The 26,515-nt window shown below is 71.5% G+C and carries 15 protein-coding genes; 10 read left to right on the forward strand and 5 right to left on the reverse strand.

All coding sequences use genetic code 11. The annotated features are described in order from the left end of the window. The first annotated feature begins 187 nt into the window (after positions 1-187). The 6 genes from AC3A3L_RS14865 (at position 188) to AC3A3L_RS14890 (ending at position 14,783) form a co-directional block, all read left to right on the forward strand. Complete coding sequence (locus AC3A3L_RS14865) at positions 188-2,824, forward strand: FtsK/SpoIIIE family DNA translocase (RefSeq protein WP_487640818.1); 2,637 nt, start codon at positions 188-190, stop codon at positions 2,822-2,824. Continuing rightward, positions 2,824-4,497 (forward strand): helix-turn-helix domain-containing protein, encoded by a 1,674-nt coding sequence (locus tag AC3A3L_RS14870; protein ID WP_487640819.1) that lies wholly within the window; start codon positions 2,824-2,826, stop codon positions 4,495-4,497. The genes AC3A3L_RS14865 and AC3A3L_RS14870 overlap by 1 nt, the downstream gene beginning before the upstream one ends. 181 nt (positions 4,498-4,678) lie before the next feature. After that, entirely contained in the window at positions 4,679-6,139 is a 1,461-nt protein-coding gene (rimO, locus tag AC3A3L_RS14875; protein WP_487641196.1) for a 30S ribosomal protein S12 methylthiotransferase RimO, read from the forward strand. Continuing rightward, positions 6,136-6,774, forward strand: a complete 639-nt coding sequence (gene pgsA / locus AC3A3L_RS14880; RefSeq protein ID WP_487640820.1) for a CDP-diacylglycerol--glycerol-3-phosphate 3-phosphatidyltransferase — start codon at positions 6,136-6,138, stop codon at positions 6,772-6,774. Before rimO ends, pgsA begins: the two co-directional genes overlap by 4 nt. Before the next feature lie 223 nt (positions 6,775-6,997). Next, positions 6,998-12,298, forward strand: coding sequence for an ExeM/NucH family extracellular endonuclease (locus tag AC3A3L_RS14885; RefSeq protein ID WP_487640821.1), 5,301 nt, complete (start codon positions 6,998-7,000; stop codon positions 12,296-12,298). A 145-nt stretch (positions 12,299-12,443) separates the two neighbouring features. Then, the gene (locus AC3A3L_RS14890) at positions 12,444-14,783 is read left to right on the forward strand and encodes a bifunctional metallophosphatase/5'-nucleotidase (RefSeq protein ID WP_487640822.1); all 2,340 of its coding nucleotides are present in this window, start codon (positions 12,444-12,446) and stop codon (positions 14,781-14,783) included. A gap of 35 nt (positions 14,784-14,818) precedes the next feature. Here AC3A3L_RS14890 and AC3A3L_RS14895 read toward each other — a convergent pair whose 3' ends face one another. Continuing rightward, the gene (locus AC3A3L_RS14895) at positions 14,819-16,585 is read right to left on the reverse strand and encodes a glycoside hydrolase family 15 protein (RefSeq protein ID WP_487640823.1); all 1,767 of its coding nucleotides are present in this window, start codon (positions 16,583-16,585) and stop codon (positions 14,819-14,821) included. Between the two features lie 18 nt (positions 16,586-16,603). On the opposite strand from AC3A3L_RS14895, the gene AC3A3L_RS14900 reads away from it, so the two are divergent. Together AC3A3L_RS14900 and AC3A3L_RS14905 are read left to right on the forward strand one after the other, a co-directional pair. Then, positions 16,604-17,089: a CinA family protein gene (locus AC3A3L_RS14900; RefSeq protein WP_487640824.1), complete on the forward strand. Its 486-nt coding sequence runs from the start codon at positions 16,604-16,606 to the stop codon at positions 17,087-17,089. 65 nt (positions 17,090-17,154) lie between these two features. Then, positions 17,155-17,466: a helix-turn-helix domain-containing protein gene (locus tag AC3A3L_RS14905; RefSeq protein ID WP_487640825.1), complete on the forward strand. Its 312-nt coding sequence runs from the start codon at positions 17,155-17,157 to the stop codon at positions 17,464-17,466. A 4-nt stretch (positions 17,467-17,470) separates the two neighbouring features. Here AC3A3L_RS14905 and AC3A3L_RS14910 read toward each other — a convergent pair whose 3' ends face one another. Further along, entirely contained in the window at positions 17,471-18,262 is a 792-nt protein-coding gene (locus AC3A3L_RS14910) for a DNA-formamidopyrimidine glycosylase family protein (protein ID WP_487640826.1), read from the reverse strand. Beyond that, positions 18,255-22,778, reverse strand: a complete 4,524-nt coding sequence (locus tag AC3A3L_RS14915; RefSeq protein ID WP_487640827.1) for an ATP-dependent helicase — start codon at positions 22,776-22,778, stop codon at positions 18,255-18,257. The genes AC3A3L_RS14910 and AC3A3L_RS14915 overlap by 8 nt, the downstream gene beginning before the upstream one ends. A gap of 176 nt (positions 22,779-22,954) precedes the next feature. Between AC3A3L_RS14915 and AC3A3L_RS14920 the strand changes: the two genes are divergently transcribed. Beyond that, positions 22,955-23,179 (forward strand): hypothetical protein, encoded by a 225-nt coding sequence (locus AC3A3L_RS14920; protein WP_487640828.1) that lies wholly within the window; start codon positions 22,955-22,957, stop codon positions 23,177-23,179. Between the two features lie 11 nt (positions 23,180-23,190). Here the strand turns inward: AC3A3L_RS14920 and AC3A3L_RS14925 are convergent, their stop codons facing one another. Together AC3A3L_RS14925 and AC3A3L_RS14930 are read right to left on the reverse strand one after the other, a co-directional pair. Next, a complete protein-coding gene (locus tag AC3A3L_RS14925) occupies positions 23,191-23,844 on the reverse strand; it encodes a 2'-5' RNA ligase family protein (RefSeq protein ID WP_487640829.1) in 654 nt (217 codons plus the stop codon). A 70-nt stretch (positions 23,845-23,914) separates the two neighbouring features. Next, entirely contained in the window at positions 23,915-26,074 is a 2,160-nt protein-coding gene (locus tag AC3A3L_RS14930) for an acyltransferase family protein (RefSeq protein ID WP_487640830.1), read from the reverse strand. A 112-nt stretch (positions 26,075-26,186) separates the two neighbouring features. Here AC3A3L_RS14930 and AC3A3L_RS14935 point away from each other — a divergent pair, with 112 nt between their 5' ends. Continuing rightward, positions 26,187-26,462 carry a Fe-S cluster assembly protein HesB gene (locus AC3A3L_RS14935; RefSeq protein WP_487640831.1) on the forward strand — a complete coding sequence of 92 codons (276 nt, stop codon included), beginning with the start codon at positions 26,187-26,189 and terminating at the stop codon, positions 26,460-26,462. Positions 26,463-26,515: the final 53 nt, after the last annotated feature.

The following is a 26,515-nucleotide window of genomic DNA, read 5'->3' on the forward strand; positions in this document are numbered from 1 at the left end:
CACTCTGTTTCCTCCGATTCCGAGACGCACCCGGAAGCTTGGACGCCCGAGTGACCCGGGTCACCTTAGGTAGGACGTCCGACAATTGGGAAGAGAGGGTGGGCGATTGCCCCCCTTGGGGTGCGCTCCCACGACACGCACTCCTGTGGTCCCTGTGACGGGTGTGACGTGGCCGTAGGGTCGGACCATGGCGACCCGTACGTCTTCCCCGCCGGGGTCGCGGAGCTCGAGCACGTCTGGATCCAAGCGCACCACCAAGGGTTCGAGCACCCGATCACGGAGTACCAGCAAGCGCCCCGCCCCTCGCTCGTCGGCGAAGGGGCGGAGCGGCTCGAGCGCGCGTCCGGCACCTCGCGCCGTGCGGAGCGGACCGGGGCCGGTGTCGCTGGCCTTCGGCCTGCTCGGACGCGGCGTCGCGGCCATCTGGCTCGGCATCGCCCACGCCGTGGGTGCGGTGGCGCGGTCGATCGGCCAGTCCGCCCGCGACCTCGACCCCGAGCACCGCCGCGACGGCGTCGGGCTGTTCCTCTTCGGGCTCGCCATGGTGGTCGCCGCCGCCGTGTGGTGGCAGCTGCCCGGTGGCGTCATGGACTTCGCCCGGTCGGTGACGTCGGGCGCCGTCGGCAAGGTCGGCTGGTTCGTCCCGCTCTTCCTCGTGTACGCCGGCTGGCGCACCCTCCGCGACCCCGAGCGCAACGGGCCCGCAGGGCGTCAGGTCATCGGCTGGGCCGCCTTCACGCTCGGGCTGCTCGGCATCGTGCACATCGCCAACGGCAACCCGCAGCCGGTGCTGGGCGACGCCACCAACCTCCAGGAGGCCGGCGGCGCCGTCGGCTACGTGACCTCGAGCCTGCTGCTCGACCTCATGCAGACGCCGTACGTCGTGGTGCCGCTGCTGGTGCTGCTGGCGGCCTTCGGGATCCTGATCATCACCGCCACCCCCGTCTACCAGGTCCCGGTCAAGCTCGCCGCGCTCCGCGACAAGGCGCTCGGTCGCACCCCGGTCGACGAGCCTGCCGCCGACGAGCCGACCAAGCCGGTGCGCACGCGCCGGCGCTCGATGCTCGACGACGACATCGACCCGGAGATGGGCGACCCCGCCTACGACAGCCCGGTGCTCTCCGACCGCGAGCTGAAGAAGCGTCGCCGGAAGAAGGAGGTCGAGCCCCAGGAGGACTACGGGATCGACCTGTTCGCCGACCCGATCGGGTCGGGCGACGCGTCGGCCGACGCCCCCACCGAGGTCACGCCGGCCGTGGCCGGGGCCCCAGCGGGCAAGGACGACACCGGGCCGGTCGAGCCGCCGCCCCACACGCCGCTGCCGGCTCGCGTGGAGCAGCTCGCGCTGTCCGGCGACATCGCGTACTCCCTGCCCGACAACTCCTCGCTCAAGCCGGGCTCCCCGCACAAGGCGCGCTCGAAGGCCAGCGACGCGGTCGTCGAGCGGCTGATGCAGGTGATGGACGAGTTCGGCATCGACGCTACCGTCACCGGCTACACCCGCGGCCCGACCGTCACCCGCTACGAGGTCGAGCTCGGCCCTGCGGTGAAGGTCGAGAAGGTCACCGCGCTGTCGAAGAACATCGCCTACGCCGTCGCGTCCGCCGACGTCCGGATCCTCAGCCCGATCCCCGGCAAGTCCGCGATCGGCATCGAGATCCCCAACACCGACAAGGAGATCGTCTCCCTCGGCGACGTGCTCCGGTCCGGCACGGCCCGCTCCGACCACCACCCGATGGTCGCCGGGCTCGGCAAGGACGTCGAGGGCGGCTTCGTCGTGGCCAACATGGCGAAGATGCCCCACCTCCTCGTCGCCGGTGCGACCGGCTCCGGAAAGTCGAGCTTCATCAACTCGCTGATCACCTCGATCCTCATGCGGGCCACGCCCGACGAGGTGCGGATGATCATGGTCGACCCCAAGCGGGTCGAGCTCAACGCCTACGAGGGCGTGCCGCACCTGATCACCCCGATCATCACCAACCCCAAGAAGGCCGCCGAGGCGCTGGCGTGGGTCGTGCGTGAGATGGACATGCGCTACGACGACCTGGCCAACTTCGGCTTCCGCCACATCGACGACTTCAACAAGGCGGTGCGGGCCGGCAAGGTCGAGGTGCCCCCGGGCAGCGAGCGCACGCTGACGCCGTACCCCTACCTCCTGGTCATCGTCGACGAGCTGGCCGACCTGATGATGGTGTCGCCGCGCGACGTCGAGGACTCGGTCGTCCGCATCACCCAGCTCGCCCGCGCGGCCGGCATCCACCTGGTGCTCGCCACGCAGCGGCCCTCGGTCGACGTGGTCACCGGCCTGATCAAGGCCAACGTGCCGTCGCGGCTCGCCTTCGCGACGAGCTCGCTGGGCGACAGCCGCGTCATCCTCGACCAGCCCGGCGCCGAGAAGCTCGTCGGCCAGGGTGACGGCCTCTTCCTGCCGATGGGCGCCTCCAAGCCGGTGCGCGTCCAGGGCTCCTGGGTCACCGAGGCGGAGATCCACCAGGTCGTCAAGCACTGCAAGGACCAGCTCGAGCCGACCTACGTCGAGGACGTGACGGCGCCGAAGGAGTCCAAGCGCGAGCTCGACGACGACATCGGCGACGACATGGAGCTCGTGGTGCAGGCCATCGAGCTGATCGTCTCCACGCAGTTCGGCTCGACCTCGATGCTCCAGCGCAAGCTGCGCGTCGGCTTCGCCAAGGCGGGCCGGCTGATGGACATCCTCGAGAGCCGCGGGGTCGTCGGCCCCAGCGAGGGCTCGAAGGCCCGCGACGTCCTGGTCAAGCCGGACGAGCTCGATTCCGTGATCGCCACGTTGGAGGGGGGAGCCTGATGGGCGCCAGGTCAATGCACGCAGCAGCGCACGAGGACGACACCTGGACCGAGTCCGGGGAGCAGGAGTCGCTCGCCGTCGCGCCCGACGCGGTGGAGGTACGCCGCAGCGCGGCCGTCGCCGCGGGCGTCGGGCTGACCGCCTCCGCGGTCGCCATCGCCTACCTCGGTCGCGCCACCCAGACCGGGTCGGCGCTCGACTGGGCCTTCGTGGTCGCGATGGGCCTGCTCGGTGCCTACTGGCTCGTCGGCCTCGTCGACGCGCGCACCCCGCTGCTCGTCGCCGACGCGCAGGGCATCCGGATCCGCCTCGGCCGCACCTGGCGCGGCCTGCCCTGGACCGCGGTGCACCACGTCGAGCACACGCCGCGACAGGGCCTGCTGCGTGACGGCCGCCTGGTCGTCGTGCCCCACAACCTCGAGCTGATCGAGGCCGAGCTCACCGGCACCGGCAAGCGCCACACCAGCATCTCCCGGCTGCTCCACGGTGCGCCGTTCGCCGTGCCGCTCGGGCTCTCCACCCGCGTCACCGGCGCCGACGGCGACCTGACCGAGGCCCTCGGCCGGGTGGCCCGCGACGCCAGCCAGATCGTCGTCCTCGAGCCGGTCGTCGAGGACGCCGTGGACTCCGAGCCCACCGAGACCACCGAGGTCACCGAGGCCTCCGAGGCTGCCGAGGCTCCCGATGACGCCCCGGTCGTCCGCGAGCCGGAGCCGGTCGTGGTCGCCAGTCCCACGCCGGCTGCGCTGCGCGAGACCGGCGCCGCCCGCCGCTCGGAGGTGCGGCGCGACGTCGTCGTCGACGAGGACGAGCCGGAGGGCCGCGAGCTGCGCCGGCCCGGCCGCGTCAGCCTCGTGGAGGAGACCCAGTCCTGGGGCGACCGCGTCCGGGCGATCGCTCGTCCGGGGGAGCCGGTGGAGCCGCTGGTGCTCGACGACTTCGAGGTCGAGCCCGCCGAGGACCCGGTCATCGGACCGGAGCTCGCCGCGGCCCGTACCCGCCTCGGGCTGACCGTCGACCAGCTGGCCGACCGCACCCGCATCCGCCCGCACGTCATCGAGGCCGTCGAGGTCGACGACTTCGAGCCCTGCGGTGGCGACTTCTACGCCCGCGGACACCTGCGCACGCTCGCCCGCGTGCTCGGCATCGACGTCGCGCCGCTGCTGGCGTCGTACGACGAGCGCTATGCCCGTGCTCCCATCAACCCACGACGGGTCTTCGAGGCCGAGCTGGCCACCGGAGCCCACGGCTCCATCCGCGGCACACGCGGCGGCCCGAACTGGTCGGTGCTCGTCGCCGTCGTGATGGCGCTCGTGCTGGCCTGGTCGATCGCCCGGCTGGTCATGGACACCCCGCCCGAGCTGCGCGGCGCGACCCCGGTCCTCAACGGCTCGGGTGGTCCGCAGGGCGCCGGCAACGCGCCGGTGGCGGAGCCCGTGTCGGTCGTCGTGACCGCTGCCTCGGGCGGCGCCAGGGTCGTCGTGCGTGACGGGGCGGGGGAGCAGGTCTTCAAGGGCAGCCTCTCGGTGGGGCAGACCCGCGAGCTCAAGGCCTCCCCTCCGGTGCGGGTGGACTCGACCGACGGCGCCGTCACGGTCTCCCTCGCCGGCGGCGAGGCCCGCCCGGTCGGCGAGCCCGGCGTCGCCGGTCAGGGAACCTTCGTCGCGGACTGAGTCCCTCCACCTCCTCTCGTCAACGGGGAGGATCGTCCTCGACATGTCAGGACGATCCTCCCCGCTGTCGTCGCCCGGGTGTGAGAGGCACCTCATCCTGACCGCGTTGCGGCTCCGGAGGCCCCGACCCGTCATACTCACGAGTGCGATGACGACTGACACCGACCTTTCCCTGACCCCGCTGAACGTCGCTGTGGTGACCCTCGGGTGCGCCCGCAACGAGGTCGACTCCGAGGAGCTGGCCGGCCGGCTCGAGGCCGGTGGCTTCGTGCTCGTCGACGACGCGGAGGACGCCGACACCGTCGTGGTCAACACCTGCGGCTTCGTCGAGGCCGCGAAGAAGGACTCGGTCGACACGCTGCTCGACGCCGCCGACCTCAAGGCGTCCGCCGGCAACGGCGGACGCGCGCAGGCCGTCGTCGCGGTGGGCTGCCTGGCCGAGAGGTACGGCAAGGACCTCGCCGAGTCGCTTCCGGAGGCCGACGCCGTCCTCGGCTTCGACGACTACCCGGACATCGCGGCCCGCCTGCGGGCGATCGTGGCGGGGGAGACCCACCACCCGCACACCCCGTCCGACCGCCGGCGGTTGCTGCCGATCTCGCCGGTCGAGCGCGACGCCTCGGGCATCTCGGTGCCGGGGCACCAGGACCAGCCGGAGGTCGCGGACCTGACCGAGATCGGTGCGGGTGCTCCCGCGACGGGCCCGCGCGCCGTACGCCGTCGCCTCGACGCCGGCCCGATGGCCCCCCTCAAGCTGGCCAGCGGCTGCGACCGGCGTTGCTCGTTCTGCGCCATCCCGAGCTTCCGCGGCTCGTTCGTCAGCCGCCGTCCCAGCGACGTGCTGCAGGAGGGCCAGTGGCTGGCCACCCAGGGCGTCAAGGAGCTCTTCCTCGTCAGCGAGAACTCCACGTCCTACGGCAAGGACCTCGGTGACCTCCGGCTGCTGGAGACCCTGCTGCCCGAGCTGAGCGGCATCGACGGCATCGAGCGGGTGCGCGTGTCCTACCTCCAGCCCGCCGAGACCCGCCCGGGCCTGGTCGAGGCGATCGCCTCGACGCCCGGGGTGGTGCCCTACTTCGACCTGTCCTTCCAGCACGCCAGCGCCTCGGTGCTGCGACGGATGCGCCGGTTCGGCGACCCCGGCAGCTTCCTGGGCCTGCTCGAGCAGATCCGCTCGCTGGCCCCGCTGGCCGGCGTACGGTCCAACGTGATCGTCGGGTTCCCCGGCGAGACCGAGGACGACCTCCAGACGCTGTGCGACTTCCTGGTCGCGGCCCGGATGGACGTCACCGGCGTGTTCGGCTACTCCGACGAGGACGGCACCGAGGCCGCCGGCTTCGCCGACGACGTCAAGCTCGACGACGACGAGATCCGCGCCCGGACCGAGCACGTCAGCACCCTCGTCGAGGAGCTCAACGCGCAGCGCGCCGAGGAGCGCATCGGCGAGCAGGTGGTGGTCCTGGTGGAGTCCGTGGAGGACGACGTCGTGGAGGGCCGCGCGGCCCACCAGGGACCGGAGGTCGACGGTACGACGATGCTGACCGGTGCCGGTCGCGTCGCCGTCGGTGACATGGTGGCGGCGACCGTCACGGGCACTGACGGCGTGGACCTGATCGCACGCACGGACGGAGCCCCGGCATGAGCAGCGACCCCGCGGGCACCGAGCAGCAGGCGGTGTCGAACTTCAACATCGCGAACGTGCTGACGACGCTGCGCATCGTGATGGTGCCGTTCTTCGGCTGGGCCCTGCTGCACGACGGTGGCAACGACCCGACGTGGCGCTGGGTCGCCTTCGCGATCTTCGCGGTCGCGATGATCACCGACAAGATCGACGGCGACCTCGCACGCAAGCACAACCTGATCACCGACTTCGGCAAGATCGCCGACCCGATCGCCGACAAGGCGATCACCGGCATGGCCTTCATCGGCCTCTCGATCGTCGGCGACATCTGGTGGTGGGTCACGGTCGTCGTGCTCCTGCGCGAGTGGAGCGTGACGCTGCTGAGGCTGTCGATCCTCAAGGACGTCGTGGTCGCCGCCGCGCAGAGCGGCAAGATCAAGACGGTCCTGCAGGCTCTTGCTCTGGGGATGCTGATCTGGCCGCTTCCGCACGGCGACGCGCACGGCGGCGCCTTCGACTTCTGGCCGGGCATCCTCGGTGAAGCGCTCTTCTACCTCGCCCAGGTGATGCTCGCCGCCGCCGTCGCGATGACGATGTGGTCCGGCTACGAGTTCTTCCGCGACGTCCGCCGGCAGAGGGGCCACACCCACGGGTGAAGGCTGTCGAGACTCGACAAGCGACGGCGTGACATTTCGTCACCACTTGGACGACATCCGTTCGTCCCGTCCTGCCCCAAATGTCGGCGCCATGGGTTTAGATCTGCGGGTCACATCAACCTGAAGACTCGGAGCACCCATGCGCGCACCGCTCCCCTCGCCGCGTCGTATCGCGGCAGGAGCTGGTCTGGCTGTCCTGGCAGCCGGACTGACACCGATAGCAGTGGCATCCGCCAATCCGGGCGGCACCGACCTCGTCATCAACGAGGTCTACGGAGCTGGCGGCAACGCCAACGCTCTCTTCAACGCCGACTTCGTCGAGCTGAAGAACCCGACCGCGGCGTCGATCAGCCTCACCGGCAAGTACCTGCACTACCGGTCGGCCTCCGGTGGGTCGGGCGGTACGCCGTTCGCCTTGTCCGGCTCGGTCCCGGCCAACAGCACCTGGCTGGTCCAGATGTCCGCAGCGGGTGCCACGGGCGCCGCACTGGACGCTGACCAGACCGCAGGCACATTCAACATGGCTGCCGGAGGCGGACAGGTCTTCCTGCTCAACCAGTCCACGCCCATCGCCACAAACGGCAACATGGCCGCCGCCACCGGTGTCGTGGACATGGTCGGTGCCTCGGGCGCGACCAGCTTCGAGACTGCTCCGACCACGGGCGCTGCAACGACCGGATTGTCGCTGAACCGCACCCAGGACTCCGACGACAACAGCAAGGACTTCACCACCGCCGCACCCACGCCGACCAAGTCGTCGAGCGGCACCGCCAACGGCCCGAAGGTCGACGCTGTCGGTGCGAAGAGCTTCGTGGTCGACCAGGACATCACGCCCTTCACCGTCAGCGCGACCGGCGGCAAGGAGCCCTACACCTGGTCGGCACCGAACCTCCCGGCCGGCCTGTCGATCAACGCGACCACCGGTGAGGTGACCGGCAAGCCGACGGCGACCGGCACCACGTCGGTGACCGTCACCGCGACCGACGCCGACGACGCGAAGGGCTCCGCGACCTTCGACATCGCCGTGACCCCGGCGGCCGGCGCTGTCACGCCGATCGCCCAGATCCAGGGCACGGGCGCCACGACCCCCCTCGACGGCCAGACCGTCACCACGCAGGGCGTCGTCACCGCGTCGTACCCGACCGGCGGTCTCAACGGCTTCTACATCCAGACCCCGGGTGCCGACACGGCCAACGCCTCGGACGCGATCTTCGTCTACGGCGGCACCTCCGGCTTCGCGAGCTACCCGGCAGTCGGCGACTCGGTCAAGGTGACGGGTACTGCGGCCGAGTTCTCGGGTGCCACCCAGATCGTCTCGACCAACTCGGGCGTCACCTCGGTCCCCTCGCTGGGCACCGTGACCCCCAAGACCGACATCCCCGGCACGGACTGCGCCCTGCCCGGCACCACCTGCCTCACCGGTGCCGCGCTCGATGACGCGCGCGAGGTCGTGGAGGGCGAGCTGTTCCAGCCGACCGCTCCGTGGACCGCGACCGACGTCTACGACGGTGGGCCGTACTACAACGACGGTTCCAACTCGACGGCCTTCCGTGGCGAGCTCGGGGTGGTGGCCAACAGCAGCAAGCCGCTGGTCGCCCCGACCGAGATCATCGACGCCCAGGCGACGGCCCAGATCACCGAGCGCAAGCGCTACAACGACGCGCACCGGATCATCCTCGACGACGGTTCGTCGTGGACGTACTCGACCAGCCAGAACGCCGACAAGCCGTTCCCGTGGTTCACCAAGGACCACAGCGTCCGGGTGGGCTCGCAGATCACGTTCCCCAAGCCGGTCGTCTTCACGTTCGGCTTCAACGCGTGGCGCATCCTCCCGCAGTCGCAGGTCGTCGGTGACCCCACCGGCACGATCAACTTCAGCCAGACCCGTCCGGCCGCCCCGGAGAACGTCGGTGGCGACCTGAAGCTCGCGACGTTCAACGTGCTCAACTTCTTCCCCACCACGGGCCAGGAGTTCGTGTCCTCGGGCCTGGGCACCTGCACCTACTTCCGCGACCGCGACGGCAACAACATCTCGAACAACCGTTGCGACCCCAACGGTCCCCGGGGTGCGGCGAACGACGCCAACCTCGCGCGTCAGCGCGACAAGATCGTCGCCGCCATCAACACGGCCGACGCCGACGTCGTCTCCCTCGAGGAGCTCGAGAACTCGGTGAAGTTCAACAAGCCGCGCGACTTCGCGATCAACGAGCTCGTGAAGGCGCTCAACGCGGACGCCGGTGACGGCACCTGGGCGGCGGTTCCCTCGGCGACCACGCTTCCGCCGGTGGACGAGCAGGACGTGATCCGCAACGGCTTCATCTACAAGCCGGCGAAGGTCGCGCTGGTGGGCGAGTCGGTCGTGCTGAGCGACCAGTCGTCGACCGGTGAGGCGTTCGAGGACGCCCGCGAGCCGCTCGCCCAGGCCTTCAAGAAGGTCGGTCAGGCGGACAGCGGGGCGTTCGGCGTCATCGTGAACCACTTCAAGTCCAAGGGCTCCGGCACGCCGGACCCCGATGGCCAGGGCAACGCCAACGACCGTCGCAAGCTGCAGGCGCAGGGCCTGGTGGCCTTCGCCGACCAGTTCAAGGCGGCGCGCAGCATCGACAAGCTCTTCCTGGCAGGCGACTTCAACGCCTACTCGGAGGAGGACCCGATCCAGATCCTCGACGCGGCCGGCTACACCAGCCTGAGCTCGACCAGCAACCCCGACGAGGAGACCTACAACTTCGACGGCATGGTCGGCTCGCTCGACCACGTGCTCGCCAACGACGCGGCGCTCGCGACCGTCGACGGGGTCGACGTCTGGGACATCAACGGCTACGAGTCGGTCTACTACGAGTACGCCCGCTACAACACCAACGTCACCAACCTGTACGCCCCGAACCCGTACCGGTCGTCCGACCACAGCCCCAAGGTCGTCGGCATCAACACCGGTCCGGCAGCCGCGGAGCCGGTCGACATCCAGATCCTCGGCACGAACGACTTCCACGGCCGTCTCCTGGCCAACGGGGCCGAGGCAGGCGCCGCGCAGTTCGCGGGTGCCGTGGCGCAGCTCGAGTCCGAGAACCCGAACACGATCTTCACCGCCGCAGGTGACCTGATCGGGGCGTCGACGTTCGAGTCGTTCATCCAGCGGGACAAGCCGACGCTCGACGCTCTCAACGCTGCCGGGCTCGACGTCTCCTCGGCGGGCAACCACGAGTTCGACGCCGGGTACGACGACCTCGTCGAGCGAGTCATGGCGCCCTACGACGCCACCGACAACCCCGAGGGCGGCGCCAACTGGCAGTACATCGCCGCCAACGTGCGCAAGAAGTCTGACGACTCCTATGCGCTCCCGGACGTCACGGCCCGCACCCCCGATGCTCATGACCACTCGGACGGTGGCACCTGGACGACCACGATCGACGGCGTCAAGGTCGGTTTCATCGGTGGAGTCACCGAGGAGCTGAGCGCGCTGGTCAGCCCGGCCGGAATTGCCGACGTCAAGGTGTCCAGCATCATCGAGGAGACCAACGCGGCCGCGGACGCGCTCAAGGCGGACGGCGCGGACGTCGTCATCCTGCTCGTGCACGAGGGCGCACCCGACACGACGCTCGCCTCGGCATCCAGCAACGCCAACGCCTTCGGCCGCATCGTCAACGGTGTCGACTCCGACGTGAGTGCGATCATCTCCGGTCACACGCATCTCGCGTACAACCACGTGATCGACGGGCGACCTGTGGTCTCGGCGGGTCAGTACGGCACCAACCTGAACAAGCTGGTGTTCACCGTCGACCCCGACAAGGGCACTGTCGCCCTGAAGTCGAACGAGGTCGTGGCGGCGGCGACGCTTCCGCTGACGGCACAGTCGGCCGTCGACAAGAAGGCCGAGGTCAAGGCCATCGTCGACGCTGCGGTGAGCAAGGCTGACGTCCTGGGCGCGGTGGAGCTGGGCAAGGTCGCCGGGCCGTTCAACCGCGCGAAGCTGGCGAACGGCACCGAGAACCGAGGTGGCGAGTCCACGCTCGGAAACCTGGTGGCTGAGGTGCAGCGCTGGGCGACCGAGAGCCCCGAGTCCGGAAGCGCGCAGATCGCGTTCATGAATCCGGGTGGTCTGCGCCAGGACATGGTGGGCAACCCGGGTGGCTACCCGGCCACGCTGACCTACAAGCAGGCCGCTGTGGTCCAGCCGTTCGCCAACACGCTGGTCAACATGCAGCTGACGGGAGCTCAGATCAAGACGGCTCTCGAGCAGCAGTGGCAGCGCGACGGGTCGGGCAACGTCCCGACGCGTCCGTTCCTCCGGCTCGGCACGTCGAAGGGCTTCACCTACACCTACGACCCGACCCGCCCCGAGGGCGACCGGGTGCTGAAGATGTGGCTCAACGGCACCCCGATCGGCGCGAGCACGTCGTACTCGGTCACGGTGAACTCGTTCCTGGGCTCCGGCGGTGACAACTTCCGGGTCTTCGCCGAGGGCGCGCAGAAGCGCGACACCGGCAAGGTGGACCTGCAGGCGATGGTCGACTACATGGACGAGTTCGCGAACGCCGCCGACGGCGACGCTCCGCTGGCTCCCGACTTCACGCAGCACTCGGTGGGTGTGAGCCTGCCGAGCGGCAGCGAGTTCGAGGTCGGCGAGCAGGTCAAGGTGAACCTGAGCTCCCTCGCGTACTCCACGTCGGCCGACGTCAAGGACGCGACCGTGGAGGTTGAGTTCGACGGCAAGGCGGTGGGCGAGTTCCCCGTGGACAACACCATCGGGTCCGCGGTGTTCGACGAGTACGGCACCGCCACGGTGACCTTCCCGGTCCCCGCGGTCGCTGCCAGCGGCTCGTACGACATCGTCATCACGGGCACAACGACCGGCACCAGCATCACCGTCCCGGTCACCGTCACGGCGGCGGAGCTGATCGCCACGACGGTGAAGGGCACCGACGTGACCATCGAGGAGGGCTCGGCCGGCGCCGTCGCCGTCCAGGTCACGCCGGGCGACGCCACCGGCGACGTCATCCTCGGCCTCGGCCAGATGACGCTGGAGACCACCCTGGTGGACGGCAAGGGCTCCATCGAGCTCGCTGCTGGTGCCCTCCCGGTCGGTGTCCACACGCTGCCCATCACCTACACCGGCGACGACCGCCACGCCTCCTCGAGGGGCACGGTCGTGGTCACGGTGACGGCCAAGCCGACGACGCCTCCGACGACGCCTCCGACGACGCCTCCGACCACGCCTCCGACGCCCGCCCCGGCGCCGGAGAAGGTCGAGCCGACCCTCAAGGCGGTCGACGCCACGGGCAAGGTCGGCGAGAAGGTGCGCTTCAAGGTGAAGGTCAAGGCCGGTGACGAGACGGCCACCGGCTGGCTCAAGGTGAAGGTCAAGGGCGCCGACAAGGCGTACCGCTTCAAGGTGAAGAACGGCAAGGCGATCGTGAAGCTGCCCGCCTTCAAGCGCCCGGGCACCAAGAAGCTGGTCGTGCGCTACCTCGGTGACGACACGGTCAAGCGAGACAAGATGGTGGTCAAGCTGAAGATCAGGCGCTGACCTGACACCACCGGCAACGGCCCCCGCCCTGCGCGAGCAGGACGGGGGCCGTTCGCCCGTTCCCGGTGCATCTGCTACCGGGGGGTGCTGCGACCCGGGGTTAGGGTGATGCGTCTCACCCACCCTGCCCGAAAGGCCTCAACACGTGCCAGCATCACGGACCGGTCGCCGACTCGCCCTCGCGATCTCACTGACGGGGCTGCTCGCAGCACCGCTCGCCGTCATCACCACAGCCCCGGCCCACGCGGCCGAGGTCGACATCCAGATCCTCGCCACCAACGACTTCCACGGGCGGATCCTGCCCAACACCAGCAGTGGTGCCCAGGAGGCCGGCGCAGCCCAGCTCGCGGGTGCCGTCAAGCAGCTGGAGTCCAACTACCCCAGCACCACGGTCTTCACCGCTGCCGGTGACCTGATCGGCGCCTCGACCTTCGAGTCGTTCATCCAGCGCGACAAGCCCACCCTCGACGCGCTCAACGCGGCCGGGCTGGACGTCTCCTCGGCCGGCAACCACGAGTTCGACGCCGGCTACGGCGACCTGGTCAACCGTGTGATGGCGCCGTACGACGCCACCAGCAACCCCGAGGGCGGCGCGAACTGGCAGTACATCGCCGCCAACGTCCGCAAGAAGTCCGACAGCTCCTACGCCCTCCCGGACGTCACCGCTCGCACGCCGGACGCCAACGACGCGTCCGACGGCGGCACGTGGACGACCACCGTCGGTGGCGTCAAGATCGGCTTCATCGGTGGCGTCACCGAGGAGCTGCCCAGTCTGGTGAGCCCCTCGGGCATCGCCGACCTCAAGATCTCCAGCATCATCAACGAGACCAACGCCGCCGCTGACGCGCTCAAGGCCGGTGGCGCCGACGTCGTCGTGCTCCTGGTCCACGAGGGGGCGCCGGACACGACCCTGGCCTCGGCCTCGAGCAACACCAACGCCTTCGGCCGCATCGTGAACGGCGTCGACGGTGACGTCAGCGCGATCATCTCGGGCCACACCCACCTGAAGTACAACCACCTGATCAACGGGCGCCCGGTGGTCTCCGCCGGCCAGTACGGCACGAACCTGAACCGGCTCGTCCTCGGCGTCGACCCGGTCACGGACGCGGTGACGGTGAAGACCAACGACACCGTGCAGGCGAACACCGTCGCCCTGACCGACCCGACCGCGGTCAGCACCAAGGACGCGGTCCAGAAGATCGTCGACGACGCTGTCAAGAAGGCCGACGTCCTCGGCGCCCGTGTGCTCGGCAAGGTCGCCGGTCCGTTCAACCGTGCCAAGCTCGCCGACGGCTCCGAGAACCGCGGCGGTGAGTCCACCATCGGCAACCTGGTCGCCGAGGTGCAGCGCTGGGCCACCTCCACCCCGGAGGCCGGCGGCGCGCAGATCGCCTTCATGAACCCCGGCGGTCTCCGTCAGGACATGGTCGGCAACCCGGGTGGCTTCCCCGCCGACCTGACCTACAAGCAGGCCGCCGTCGTCCAGCCGTTCGCCAACACCCTGGTGAACATGAAGATGACGGGCACGCAGATCAAGACCGTCCTCGAGCAGCAGTGGCAGCGCGACGACAAGGGCGCCGTCCCGACCCGTCCGTTCCTCCGCCTCGGCGTGTCCGACGGGTTCTTCTCCACCTTCGACGCGACCCGTCCCGAGGGCGACCGGATCACCGGGATGTGGCTCAACGGCAAGGCCATCGAGCCCGCGACGACGTACTCCGTCACGGTGAACTCGTTCCTCGCCGGCGGTGGTGACAACTTCCGTGGCTTCAACGCGGCCACCGGCAAGCGCGACACCGGCAAGGTCGACCTGCAGGCGATGGTCGACTACATGGCCGCCAAGGCAGCCACCACGCCGCTGCCCGTCACCAAGCAGCAGCGCCAGGTCGGCGTGCACTGGCCGGCCGACAAGCCGCGCTTCTACCGCATCGGCCAGGACGTCGAGGTGAGCCTCTCGTCCCTCGCGATGAGCACCGCCGCCGACGCGAAGGACACCGTCCTCAACATCAAGGTCGGCGACAAGGCCCTCGCCCCCGCCCGGGTGGACAACACGATCGGCGCTCAGCCGTTCGACGACTACGGAACCAGCGCCGTGTCGGTGAAGCTCAAGGGCAAGGTGAAGACCGGCAAGCAGCTGCTCACCTTCACCGGACCCACCACGGGCACGTCGTTCTCGCTGCCGATCGACGTCCGCAAGGGCAAGGCGGCGGTCAAGGTCCGCACCAAGCCCGGGCGCATCGTCGCGGGCAAGACGCGCACCCGGGTGAAGATCAAGGCCTCCACCCTCGGCATCGCGCAGACGACCGGCAAGGTCATCGTGAAGGCGGGTGGCAAGAAGTACACCGTCAAGCTCAAGAAGGGCAAGGCCTTCGTCCGCCTCGACCGGTTCGCCAAGAGCGGCACGAAGCGGATCGTGGTGAAGTACGCCGGCAGCCGCAAGGTCCGGAGCACCACGGAGTTCGTCAAGGTCAAGGTGCGTCGCCGCTGACCTGCGACCACTGAGCCTCGCGGCCCTCGTCCTGCTCAGCGCAGGGCGAGGGCCGCCTGCACGAGGGCGAGGTGGCTGAACGCCTGGGGGAAGTTCCCCGCCATCCGGTCGTGGGTGGCGTCGTACTCCTCCGACAGCAGGCCGACGTCGTTGGCCAGGTCGCACAGCCGGTCCATCAGCTCGGTGGCCTGCTCGCGGCGACCGGCCGCAGCCAGCGCCGACACGAGCCAGAACGAGCAGGCGAGGAACGGGTGCTCGTCGCCCGAGATCCCGTCGACCCCTGTCTCGGTGCGGTAGCGCAGCAGCAGGCCGCCGGCGTCGAGGTCGGCGACCACGGCGTCGATCGTGCCCAGGACCCGCGGGTCGTCGCCGGGCAGGAAGCCGACCAGCGGGATGGTGAGCAACGAGGCGTCGACGGCGGTCGTGTCGTAGTGCTGGGTGAAGGTGCCTCTCTCGTGGTCGAAGCCCTTGTCGAGGATCTCCTCGCGCACCCGGTCGCGGAGGTCGCGCCACCGGTCGACGGAGCCGTCCAGCCCGTGGCGCTCGACGGCCTTCACGGCGCGGTCGAACGCGACCCACACCATCACGCGGGAGTGGGTGAAGTGGCGCTGTGGCCCGCGGATCTCCCACAACCCGTTGTCCGGCTCGTCCCAGTGGTCGGCGAGCTCGTCGACCAGCGCCCGCTGCAGCGACCAGGAGTTGTGCGTCTCCTCGAGGCCGGCATCGCGGGCCAGCTCGAGCGCGATCATCACCTCGCCCAGCACGTCGTTCTGGCGCTGGGACACCGCGCCGTTGCCGATCCGCACGGGCCTGCTGTCGGCGTAGCCGGGCAGGTGCGGGACCTCCATCTCGGGCAGCTGGCGGCCACCGTCGACGGTGTACAAGATCTGGAGGTCGGCCGGGTCTCCGGCCACCGCACGCAGCAGCCAGTTGCGCCAGTGGAGTGCCTCCTGCGCGTAGCCGGCGCCGAGCAGCGACTCGAGGGTCAGCGCCGCGTCGCGCAACCAGCAGAAGCGGTAGTCCCAGTTGCGCTCGCCACCGAAGTCCTCCGGCAGCGACGTGGTCGGCGCCGCGACGATGCCGCCGGTCTCGGCATGCGTCATCAGCAGCAGGGTGAGCAGGCTGCGTCGCACCAGGTCGGCGTGCGGCACGTCGTCGGGCGAGCGGGCGGACCACTCCCGCTGGCGCCGGGTCGTGGCGTCGATCCGCTCGTCGAAGCCGAGCGGCCGCGGGATGTCGCGCCACGAGCGCACCCAGGTCGTCGAGAAGGTCACCTCGTCGCCGGCGCTCATCTCGAACTCGTCGCTGTGGTGTCCGTCGTGGCCGTGCGGGAGGCGCGGGCCGCGCAGCACGAGCTTGTCCGGACCGGCCACCGCGACCACGACCTCGTGGCCGTGCGCCTGCTCCCGGCTCACCCACGGCCGCACGAGCCCGTAGTCGGTGCGCACCACCCAGTCGTGCCGGATCCGGACCGTGCCGCGCGTGCACGTGAGGCGGCGTACGACGTCCGCGCGGTCGTCGCCGACCGGCATCACGTCCAGCAGCACGACCTCACCGTCGGCGACGGTGAAGGTGGTCTCCAGGCACGCGGTGCCGTCGACGTACTGCCGCGACACCGCCAGCACCTCGTCGGCCGGGGCCAGGAGCCAGCGGCCGTTCTCCTCGGTGCCGAGCAGTGCGGCGAAGCACGCGGGGGAGTCGAAGCGCGGCAGGCACAACCAGTCGATCGACCCGTCCTTGCCGACGAGCGCCGCCGTGCCGCGGTCGCCGATCAGTGCGTAGTCCTCGATGGGGAGAGCCATGACGCTAGTGTCGCCGACATGTGGGAACAGGGGCGGCTCCTCGAGTCCCTGGCGGCGCGTGGCGAGACCGTCGCGACGGCCGAGTCACTCACCGGGGGGATGCTCGCGGCCCGGCTGACCGACGTTCCGGGCGCGTCCAGGGTCTTCGTCGGCGGGGTCGTGTCCTACGCGACGCGGCTCAAGGTCGAGCTGCTGGGCGTGCCGGCACGCGTCGTCGAGGCGTACGGCGTGGTGTCGGGCGAGTGCGCCTGCGAGATGGCGAAGGGAGCCCGTGACCGGCTCGGCGCGACGTGGGGAGTGGCGACGACCGGGGTCGCAGGTCCTGACCTGCAGGACGGCCTGCCGGCAGGAACGGTGTGGGTGGCGGTGGCGCTGCCGGGTGGCGGGGCCGAGGGACGCCGGCTGTCGTTGAGCGGCGATCGTGCCGCGATCCGGTCAGCGGCGTGTGACGGCGCACTGGCCCTGCTGGCCGACCTGGTGCCGGATCTCCGGCGGGAAGAATGAGCCCTCGGGTAGCGTTGGGACACACGACCCCACCTCTTCACCCCCCCTCGACCAAGGAGTCGCGCATGATCCTCTTCCGACGACTGCTCGGTGACGTCCTGCGCAGCGCGCGGATGCAGCGCGGAATGACCCTGCGGGAGCTGTCGGCGGAGGCGCGGGTGAGCCTGGGCTACATCTCCGAGATCGAGCGCGGCCAGAAGGAAGCGTCGTCCGAGCTCCTGGCGTCGTTGTGCCAGGCGATGGACCTGCCGCTCTCCGACGTGCTGCGCGACGTCGCCGATGCGGTGTCGATCGAGGAGGCCGCCGTCGGCCTCGTCGTGACCACCCCGATCGGCGCCGGGCGACCAGCCGGCGACGTGGTCGCCTCCGCGGCCTGACCCGTCAGCGCTCCGGCTGACAGCTCGGGCACCAGTAGGCCGCGCGCTCGCGTCCGGGGTCGCCGAGCATCGCGACCGCGATGGGAGTGCGGCACCGGCGGCACGGGGACGTGTCGCGGCGGTAGACCCACATGCGCTCGCGCTCGCGGAGGTCGCCCGTGGTCGTCTGGATCGCCCGCTCCTTGTTGACCTCGAGCATCTGCTTCCCCCGCCGCACGAGCCGGGGCAGCTGGTCGACGGTGGCGACGGCGCTGGCCGGGTGGACGCCCATGGTGAAGCACAGCTCGGCCATGTACATGTTGCCGATGCCGGCGAGGTTGCGCTGGTCGAGCAGGGCCTGCCCGATCGGCCGGCCCGGCTCCTCACGCAGGTTGGCGAGCGCGCGCTCCTCGTCCCAGTCGGGGCCGAGGAGGTCGGGTCCGAGGTGGGCCACCAGGCCGGCCTCCTGCTCGCGGGGCACGAGCTCGACGATGCCGAGCTGGAAGCCGACCGCCTTGCGTCCCTCGATGCCGAGCACCAGACGTACCTGGGTGTCAGGGCGACGCCACCGCTCGCCGTCTGGGTAGACGTGCCAGGAGCCCTCCATCTTGAGGTGGGTGTGGATGGTCCAGGCGCGCTCGTGGTCGATACGGGTGAGCAGGTGCTTGCCGCGCGACAGCGTGCGGATGACGGTGCCCTCGCGGAGGTCGACCGTGGCGAAGGCGGGCACCCGGAAGTCGGTGAGGGTCAGGCGGTGACCGGTGAGCGCGCGGTCGAGCTTGGCAGCCGCGCGATAGACGGTGTCTCCCTCAGGCACGAAGCCTCAACCCCTTCGGCGTCGCCACGAAGCCCGCCGCCGTGAGCGCGAGCCGGATGGGCGTCTCGCCGCCGCTGCCGATGAGCGCCTGGCCGTCGGCCTTCTCGACCGTGAGCCGGCCCAGCGCGCCACGGCGGGCGGCGTCGGCCAGCGCCGCCATCGCCGGGGTCAGCACGTCGAGGTCGTCGCTCCACGTGAGGAGGGTGCGCCCGCCGCGCTCGACGTAGACGGTGAGTGCACCGTCGACCAGGACGACCAGCGCACCCGCCTTGCGGCCGGGCCGGTGCCCGGTGCGCTCGGGGTCGCCCGCGTCGGGCCAGGGGAGTGCGGCGCCGAAGACGTTGGCGGGGTCGGTGGCGGCGAGCGCGACGACCGACGGCTTGGTGCCGGGCCTGGCGCTCTCGGGCTCGGCGAAGGTGCGCAGCCGGTCGATCGCCCCGGCGCTGCCGAACTGCGCCGCCCCGAGCCCCTCGATGAAGTAACCGCGGCGACAACGGCCGGTGTCCTCGAAGGCGCTCAGCACCTTGTAGACCCCGGCGAACCCGCCCGCGACCCGTTCGCTGACGACGGCTCCACGGGTGACGACACCGTGGCGCTCGAGCAGGTGCTCCGCGCGTGCGTGGGCGCGGCGGGTCGGGTCGCCGTCGCGGTCGGGCAGCAGGGCCCACCGGCCCGCCGTCTCCGGTGGACCGGTGCGCACGGGCATCCGCCCCCCGGTCGTGCGGCCCAGGCGCGGCGGCGTGCGACGGGTGCGGTGGGACGGTGTGCCGCTGCGGACCAGGGCACGCAGCGGCGCCAGGGTGTCGTTGGTGACCAGGCCCTTCCAGACCAGCTCCCACAGCGCGCTGCTGAGCTCCGCGTCGGACGTCGAGCCGACCCGGTCGGCCAGCTGGCGGAAGAACCACGCCCCGCCCGGGTCGAGCGCGTCGAGCACCGCGCGCTGCAGGCCGTCGGGCTCGTCGCCCTCGACCTCGGGAAGGGTCAGGTGGGCCTGGTCGGCGAGGTGGAGGCTGACCCAGCCGTCGCTGCCGGGCAGTGGTGCGTGACCGGTCCAGATGACCTCGCCGGACGCGGTCAGCTCGTCGAGCATCGACGGCTCGTAGTCACGCACGCGAGCGGCGAGGACCAGCGGCTCGAGGGCGCTCGCCGGCACCGGGCACCCGGCGAGCTGGTCGATGGCGGCGACCACCCCGTCGACGCCGCGGAGGGAGCCGCCGACGCGCTGCCAGGCGGGCAGGAAGCGGGCGACCGCGTCGTGGCTGACGGGCTCGATCTCCTGCCGCAGGCGTGCGAGGGAACGGCGGCGGAGCTTGCGCAGCACCTCTGCGTCGCACCACTCGGTGCCGGAGCCCGAGGGTCGGAACTCGCCGTCGAGCACGCGGCCGCGGTGGGCGAGGCGCTGGAGGGTCTGGCGCGCGACGGCCTCACCGAGCCCCAGCCGTGCGGCGACCTCGGCCGTGGTGAACGGTCCGTGACTGCGGGCGTAGCGCGACACGAGGTCGCCGAGCGGGTCCTCGGGGAGCTGGAGGAACGCGTCGGGGGTGCCGACGGGGACGGGCACGCCCAGCCCGTCGCGCAGCCGGCCGATGTCCTCGATCGCCGCCCATCGGTCGTCGCCGGCCATCCGCACCGGGGCGACCCGGCGGTCGAGCGTGGCCAGCCACGCCTCGACGTCGGCCCCCTCCACCGAGCGCTCCCGGATCTCCTCCACGGCGAGTGGTCCGACGAGGCGCAGGAGGTCGGCGACGGCCTCGGCGTCCCGGGCGCGTCGGTCGGGCGCGAGCCACTGCAGCTCGGCCTCGACCTCCGTCAGGACCTCGGGGTCGAGCAGCTCGCGCAGCTCGGCGCGCCCGAGCAGCTCGGCGAGCAGGCCCTGGTCGAGCGACAGGGCGGCCGCACGCCGCTCGGCGATGGGGGAGTCGCCCTCGTAGACGAACTGGGCGACGTAGCCGAAGAGCAGGCTGCGGGCGAACGGGCTGGGCTGGGTGGTGGCGACGTCGAGCACGGTGACCTCGCGACGCTGCACGCGGCCGAGCAGGGTGGTGAGCGCCGGCAGGTCGTAGACGTCCTGCAGGCACTCGCGGACCGCCTCGAGCACGATCGGGAACGCAGGGTACTGCGAGGCGACCTCGAGGAGCTGTGCGCTGCGCTGCCGCTGCTGCCACAGCGGGCTGCGGCGACCGGGGTCGCGGCGGGGGAGCAGCAGGGCGCGGGCGGCGCACTCGCGGAAGCGGCTGGCGAAGAGCGCGGACCCGCCGACCTCCTGGGTGACGATCTGCTCAATCTCCTCGGGCTCGAAGACGATCACCTCGCCGGTGGGCGGCTCGGCGTCGGTGTCGGGGATGCGGATGACGATGCCGTCGTCGGAGGCGACGGCCTGCCCGTCGACGTCGAAGCGCTCGCGCAGGCGGGCGTTGATCGCCAGGGCCCAGGGCGCGTGGACGGGGGTGCCGTAGGGGGAGTGGACCACCAGGCGCCAGTCGCCCAGCTCGTCGCGGAACCGCTCGACCACGATCTGGGTGTCGTTGGGCACGACCTGGGTGGCCTCGCGCTGCTCGCCGAGGTAGGTGACCAGGTTGGTCGCGGCGTTGGTGTCGAGGCCGCGCTCGCGGACGCTGTCGATGGCCTTGGCGGCGGGCTTGGCGGCCAGCTCGCGGGTGAAGGCACCGACGGCCGCCCCCAGCTCGGCGGGCCGCCCGAGGGCGTCACCCTTCCAGAACGGCAGGCGGCCGGGGATGCCCGGCGCGGGCGTGACGAGCACCCGGTCGTGGGTGATGTCCTCGATCCGCCAGCTGGTCGCGCCGAGGGCGAAGATGTCGCCGACGCGGGACTCGTAGACCATCTCCTCGTCGAGCTCGCCGACGCGACTGGCCTTCTCGCCGACCAGGAAGACGCCGAAGAGTCCGCGGTCGGGGATGGTGCCGCCACTGGTCACCGCGAGCCGCTGGGCGCCGGGCCGGCCGCTGAGCTGTCCGGTCACCCGGTCCCAGACGATGCGCGGGCGCAGCTCGGCGAACTCGTCGCTCGGGTAGCGGCCGCTGAGCAGGTCGAGGGTGGCGTCGAACGCCGAACGCGGCAGCTGGGTGTAGGAGGCGGCGCGGGTGATGAGGGAGAACAGCTCGTCGACCTGCCACTCCTCCATGGCGAGCGCGGCCACGACCTGTTGGGCCAGGACGTCGAGGGGGTTGGCCGGCACCGCCATCCTCTCGATGGCACCCGAGCGCATCCGCTCGACGGACACGGCCGTCTGCGCCAGGTCGCCGCGGTGCTTGGGGAAGAGCACCCCGCGGCTCACCTCGCCGACCTGGTGGCCGGCGCGGCCGACCCGCTGCAGGGCGCTGGCGACGCTGGGCGGCGACTCGATCTGGACGACGAGGTCGACCGAGCCCATGTCGATGCCGAGCTCGAGGCTGCTGGTGGCGACGACGCAGGGCAGGCGACCCCGCTTGAGGTCGTCCTCGATGACCGCCCGCTGCTCCTTGGACACCGAGCCGTGGTGGGCCTTCGCGATGACCGTCTCCGCGCCGCTGCTCTGGCCGGACTGGGCCATCACCTGGGCGGGCGGGCTGCCCGGCGCGCTCGTCTCGTCGACCCCGCCCGTCGCCCGCTCGGTCGCGATCTCGTTGAGCCGGGCCGTGAGCCGCTCGGCCAGCCGTCGGGAGTTGGCGAAGACGATCGTCGAGCGGTGCTGCTCGACGAGGTCGACGACGTGCTCCTCCACGTGGGGCCAGATGCTGGTCGAGCGGCCGGGGTCGCCGGACTCCTCGTCGTACTCCTCGGGCATCGTCATGTCCTCGACGGGGACGACGACGCGCAGGTCCCACTCCTTGGTGCTGGGCGGCGCGACGACCTCGACGGGCTGGGTGCCGCCGAGGAAGCGGGCGACCTCCTCGAGGGGCCGCACGGTCGCGCTGAGCCCGATGCGCTGGGCCGGGCGCTCGAGCAGGCTGTCGAGGCGCTCGAGGCTGATGCCGAGGTGGGCGCCGCGCTTGGTGCCGGCGACGGCGTGCACCTCGTCGATGATGACCGTGTCGACGCCCCGGAGCGTCTCGCGCGCCTGGCTCGTCAGCATGAGGAACAACGACTCGGGCGTCGTGATGAGGATGTCGGGCGGCGTCGTGCCGAGCTTGCGTCGATCGGCGGGGCTCGTGTCGCCCGAGCGCAACCCGACCGTCACGTCGGGGACCGTGGTCTCGAGCCGCTCGGCGGTGTTGCGGATGCCGGTGAGCGGGGCTCGCAGGTTGCGCTCGACGTCGACGCCCAGTGCCTTGAGCGGGGAGATGTAGAGCACGCGCGTGCGCGTCGACTTGTCGTCGGGCCGCTCGGTGCTGAGCAGCCGGTCGATGGCGTGGAGGAAGGCGCTGAGCGTCTTGCCGCTGCCGGTGGGGGCGACCACCAGGGCGTTCCTGCCGGCGGCGATGGCGTCCCAGGCGCCCTCCTGGGCCGGGGTGGGGCTGGCGAACGACGCCTCGAACCACGCGCGCGTGGGCGCGCTGAAGCGATCGAGGGCGGTCATGCCCTGCAGTCTTGCACCGACGTCCGACAACGGTCCCGCTCCGAGGGCCGGCGGCTTCTTCCGCCGTGGCCTGTCGCTGTCACGAGATCTTCCCGCGGGGTGGGCCGCTGCCACCAAATCGGGCATGTTCGAGCGGGATGCGCGAAATCGCACCCCCACGCGTGCATCCTGTTGAGATGACAGCGGTGATGCTCGACGAGACGGCCACGGTGATCCGTGAGCTGCGTCGCGCCGCCGAGGTCTTCGCGCAGCGGGCACAGGAGCAGGAGACCTGCCGCGACCGCGCGCGGCCCGGCACCGCCGTCCAGCACCGGCACGCGCACTCCGCGACCCTCTGGCGGCTGGCCGAGTCGAGCCTGCGCGCACGCATCAGCGAGCTGGAGGCCGGGCCCGGCGCGTGACGGACGGCGCCTCAGTCGTCCTCGTCCGTCGCGCCCGCCAGGGCGACCTGCGCGACCTCCGCGTACGTCGTCGCGCCGTTGGCGAACGACGTGCGGACGAGCGTGACGTGGGAGGGCGACCAGCGCGCACCTGCGTGGGCGACCGCCTTTCCCGCGAGGTCGGCAGGGACCGGCGCCGCCTCCGGTGCGTCGACGGAGCCGAGGGCGAGCTCGGCGCGGAAGCTCCGCCGGTCGAGGAAGAACCGCTGCTGGCGCGCTACCTCGTTGACGTTGCGGTAGATGTCGCGCAGCGCGTCGACGTCGCCCTCGAGGTCGGCGGTCACCTCGTGGGGCGAGTCCTGCGTGACCCGCAGCCCGCTCGCCTGCAGCACGGGCGCAGGCCACGTGCCGGCCACCGAGCCGAGGGCCTGGGCGAGTGAGCTGGCGTCGCTGCCCGTGACGTTGCCGAACTTGGCGAGCCGCACGAACACGGCCTCGGGCGCCGCAGGAAGCAGGACGGCACGCGCGGCGGTGGGCGCATGACGCCTCCGGCCGCGGATGCGGTCGAGGAGCCCGTGGCCCGGCTGGTCGGTGGCGGCCTCTGCCCCCGAGCACAGCTCGTGCGCCGCGTCGAGGACGTCCTGGACGACCTCCGCCGGCGGGACGACCACGGCGAGCAGCTGCATCGTTGCCTCCTTCGGCCTCACCCTAGGTGAGGGCGTGCCTGCGCACCCGGCGAACGCGCGGAGCGGGCCGTCAGTCAGGCACCACCGCGACCAGCTGAGGCAGGAGCCACGGCGCGATCCACCCCTGGACCCCGGAGGGCGTGAGGTGCAACCCGTCGGAGCGGACCTGGTAGCCGCCGGCGGTCCACGAGAAGCGACCCTCGGGGGAGATGCGGGCACCGAGCTCGACGACCTCGACGTCCGGGTGGTCGCGCGCCACACCGCGGAGCAGGTGGTTCCAGGCGGTCACGCGCTCGGGCTCGTCCTCGGGGTAGAGGCTCCCGTCGAGCTGCTCCCAGCGCCGGTTGTAGGGCTCGGTGGCGAGGACCACGTGCGCCCCGCGAGCGCCCGCGAGCCGGATGGCCAGCTCGAGCTCCGCCCGCAGGTGCGCGTCGAACGCCGGCTCGCCGACATGGGTCCACCGCCCGTCGAGGACCCGGTCCATGGTCTCCCACCGCCCGACGAGGATCAGCGCGACGTCGGGGTCGTCGCGGGCCACGGCGTCCTGCCAGATGCGCGGCCAGCTCCGACAGGAGGGCATCAGCCCGGCGTAGTGGCGTCCGGCGTAGCGGAACGGCGCGGTCCGGCTGATGCCGCAGCCCATCAGCGTGCGGTCGCGCACGTCGAGCTCGGGGTGGCGCGGCAGGTAGGTGACCAGGGTCCACGCGACCGAGTCGCCGAAGACGTCGACGACGATCGGCTGGCCGGGCCGTCGGTGGTGGAGCCGTGGTGTCCTGCGGGCCTCCGGCGACGGGCTGGGCTCGGTGGCCCGCTCCGGCGGGTCGCCCCAGGCGTCACCGGAGAGGCCGCCCGCCCGTCCTCCGCCGGCCAGCAACCGGTCGACGGCAGCGGACACTGACACGTCGCGGGCGACCGCGGGCGCGGGCGGCACGGCCGTCATCGACACGATGACGGCGGAGCCGGTGGCGATGGCGAGGCCCGCCCCGGCGGCGGCCAGGACTGGGCGCCGCGGCCGGACGCGGAGCTGCACGGGCCGTTCGACAAGCCGGTACGACAGCGTCGCGAGGGCCAGCGTCGCGGCGCAGCGGGCCGCGAAGAGTGGAAGTCCCTCGAGGCCGGTCCGGTCCGCGTTGGCGGCGATGAACACCGGCCAGTGCCAGAGGTAGACGCCGTACGAGATGAGCCCGAGGGCCGGGAGCGGCGGGATGGACAGCAGGCGTGCCGACCACCCCGTGGGGACGAGCACCACGTGCGCGACCACGACGGCGACGGCGAGCGCCACGGCGGCCATCCCGCCGTCGTAGAGGCCCCGGTCCCCGCCGGACACGTGCGTCGCGGCCCACGCCAGGCCGACCGTGGCGACCGCTGCCAGTCCGCCCAGGGTCCTCAGCCCCCACCGGGCCAGACGTGACGAGGACGCCGTCACCTCGCCTGCCCCGGCGCCGCGCCGATCGCGGATCGCCAGCAGTGCTGCGAGCCCGGCACCCACCAGGATGGCGGCTCCGCGGGTGTCGGTGCCGTAGTAGGCGCGGCCGGGGTCGAGGACGTCGTACGTCGCAGCGAGCGCGGCCGCCGACGCCGCGGCACCGACGACGCAGATGCCGACGAGCGCCCAGAGGCGGGTCCGCACCGCGGCGCCGGGGCGACGGCTCCAGATGACCGCGCACAGCACCAGCGGCCACAGGAGGTAGAACTGCTCCTCGATGCCCAGCGACCAGGTGTGCTCGAGCGGAGACGGGGCCGCGGTCTGCGCGAAGTAGTCGCCGCCGCGGAGGATCATCCGCCAGTTCGCAATGTAGAAGAGGGCGGCGATGCCGTCCCCGCGCAGCAGCCGGACCTCCTCCGGCGGCAGCAGGGCACGCGCACCGATCGCGACAGCCGCGACCACGAGCACCAGCGCCGGGAGCAACCGCCGCGCGCGGCGCCCCCAGAAGGCCGCGAGGTCGATCCGTCCGCCCGTGCGGGTCCACTCGGCCAGCAGGAGCGCGGTGATCAGGTAGCCCGACAGCACGAAGAAGGCGTCCACGCCGAGGAAGCCACCGTCCGCGCCGGGAAGCCCGCCGTGGAAGGCCAGCACGGCGATCACGGCCACGGCCCGGACGCCGTCGAGGGCGGGCACGCGCGTCGTGCTGCTCCGACGCTCCTGCTGCCGGTGGTGGGCCATCACGACCTCCCGGGGGACCCGTGCCTTCGGTCCCTCCACAGTGGCCGCGAGCGGTGCACGTGTCATGGGTCACCAGTCCCGGGCGACCCGGGACGAAACGCCCGGTCCGGCGGTTTGCATGCGCGCCGCGTCCGAGCAATGGTGAAGGGGACACATTCTCCCTACGGAAGGAGAGCCCGTGCTTGCTCTCACCGAGAACGTGACCGACATCGTCAAGCAGCTCGCCGACGAGGTGCCTGAGATCACCGCCCTCCGGATCGCCACCGAGGCTGACGGGGAGTCCCTCTCCGTCAGCCCTGCCGACCACGCCGAGAGCGACGACCAGGTCATCGAGCAGGACGGTGCGACCGTCTACGTCGACGGGCCGGCCTCGGAGTTCCTCGCCGACAAGGTCCTGGACGGCGGCGTGGACGAGGACGGCAACATCCAGTTCGCGCTGGGCCAGCAGGCCTGAGCCGACACCGACCGGCGGAGTCCTGGGCCCATGGGGGTCCAGGACTCCGCTTC

This window comes from Nocardioides sp. Soil_C_8, from assembly GCF_057656315.1.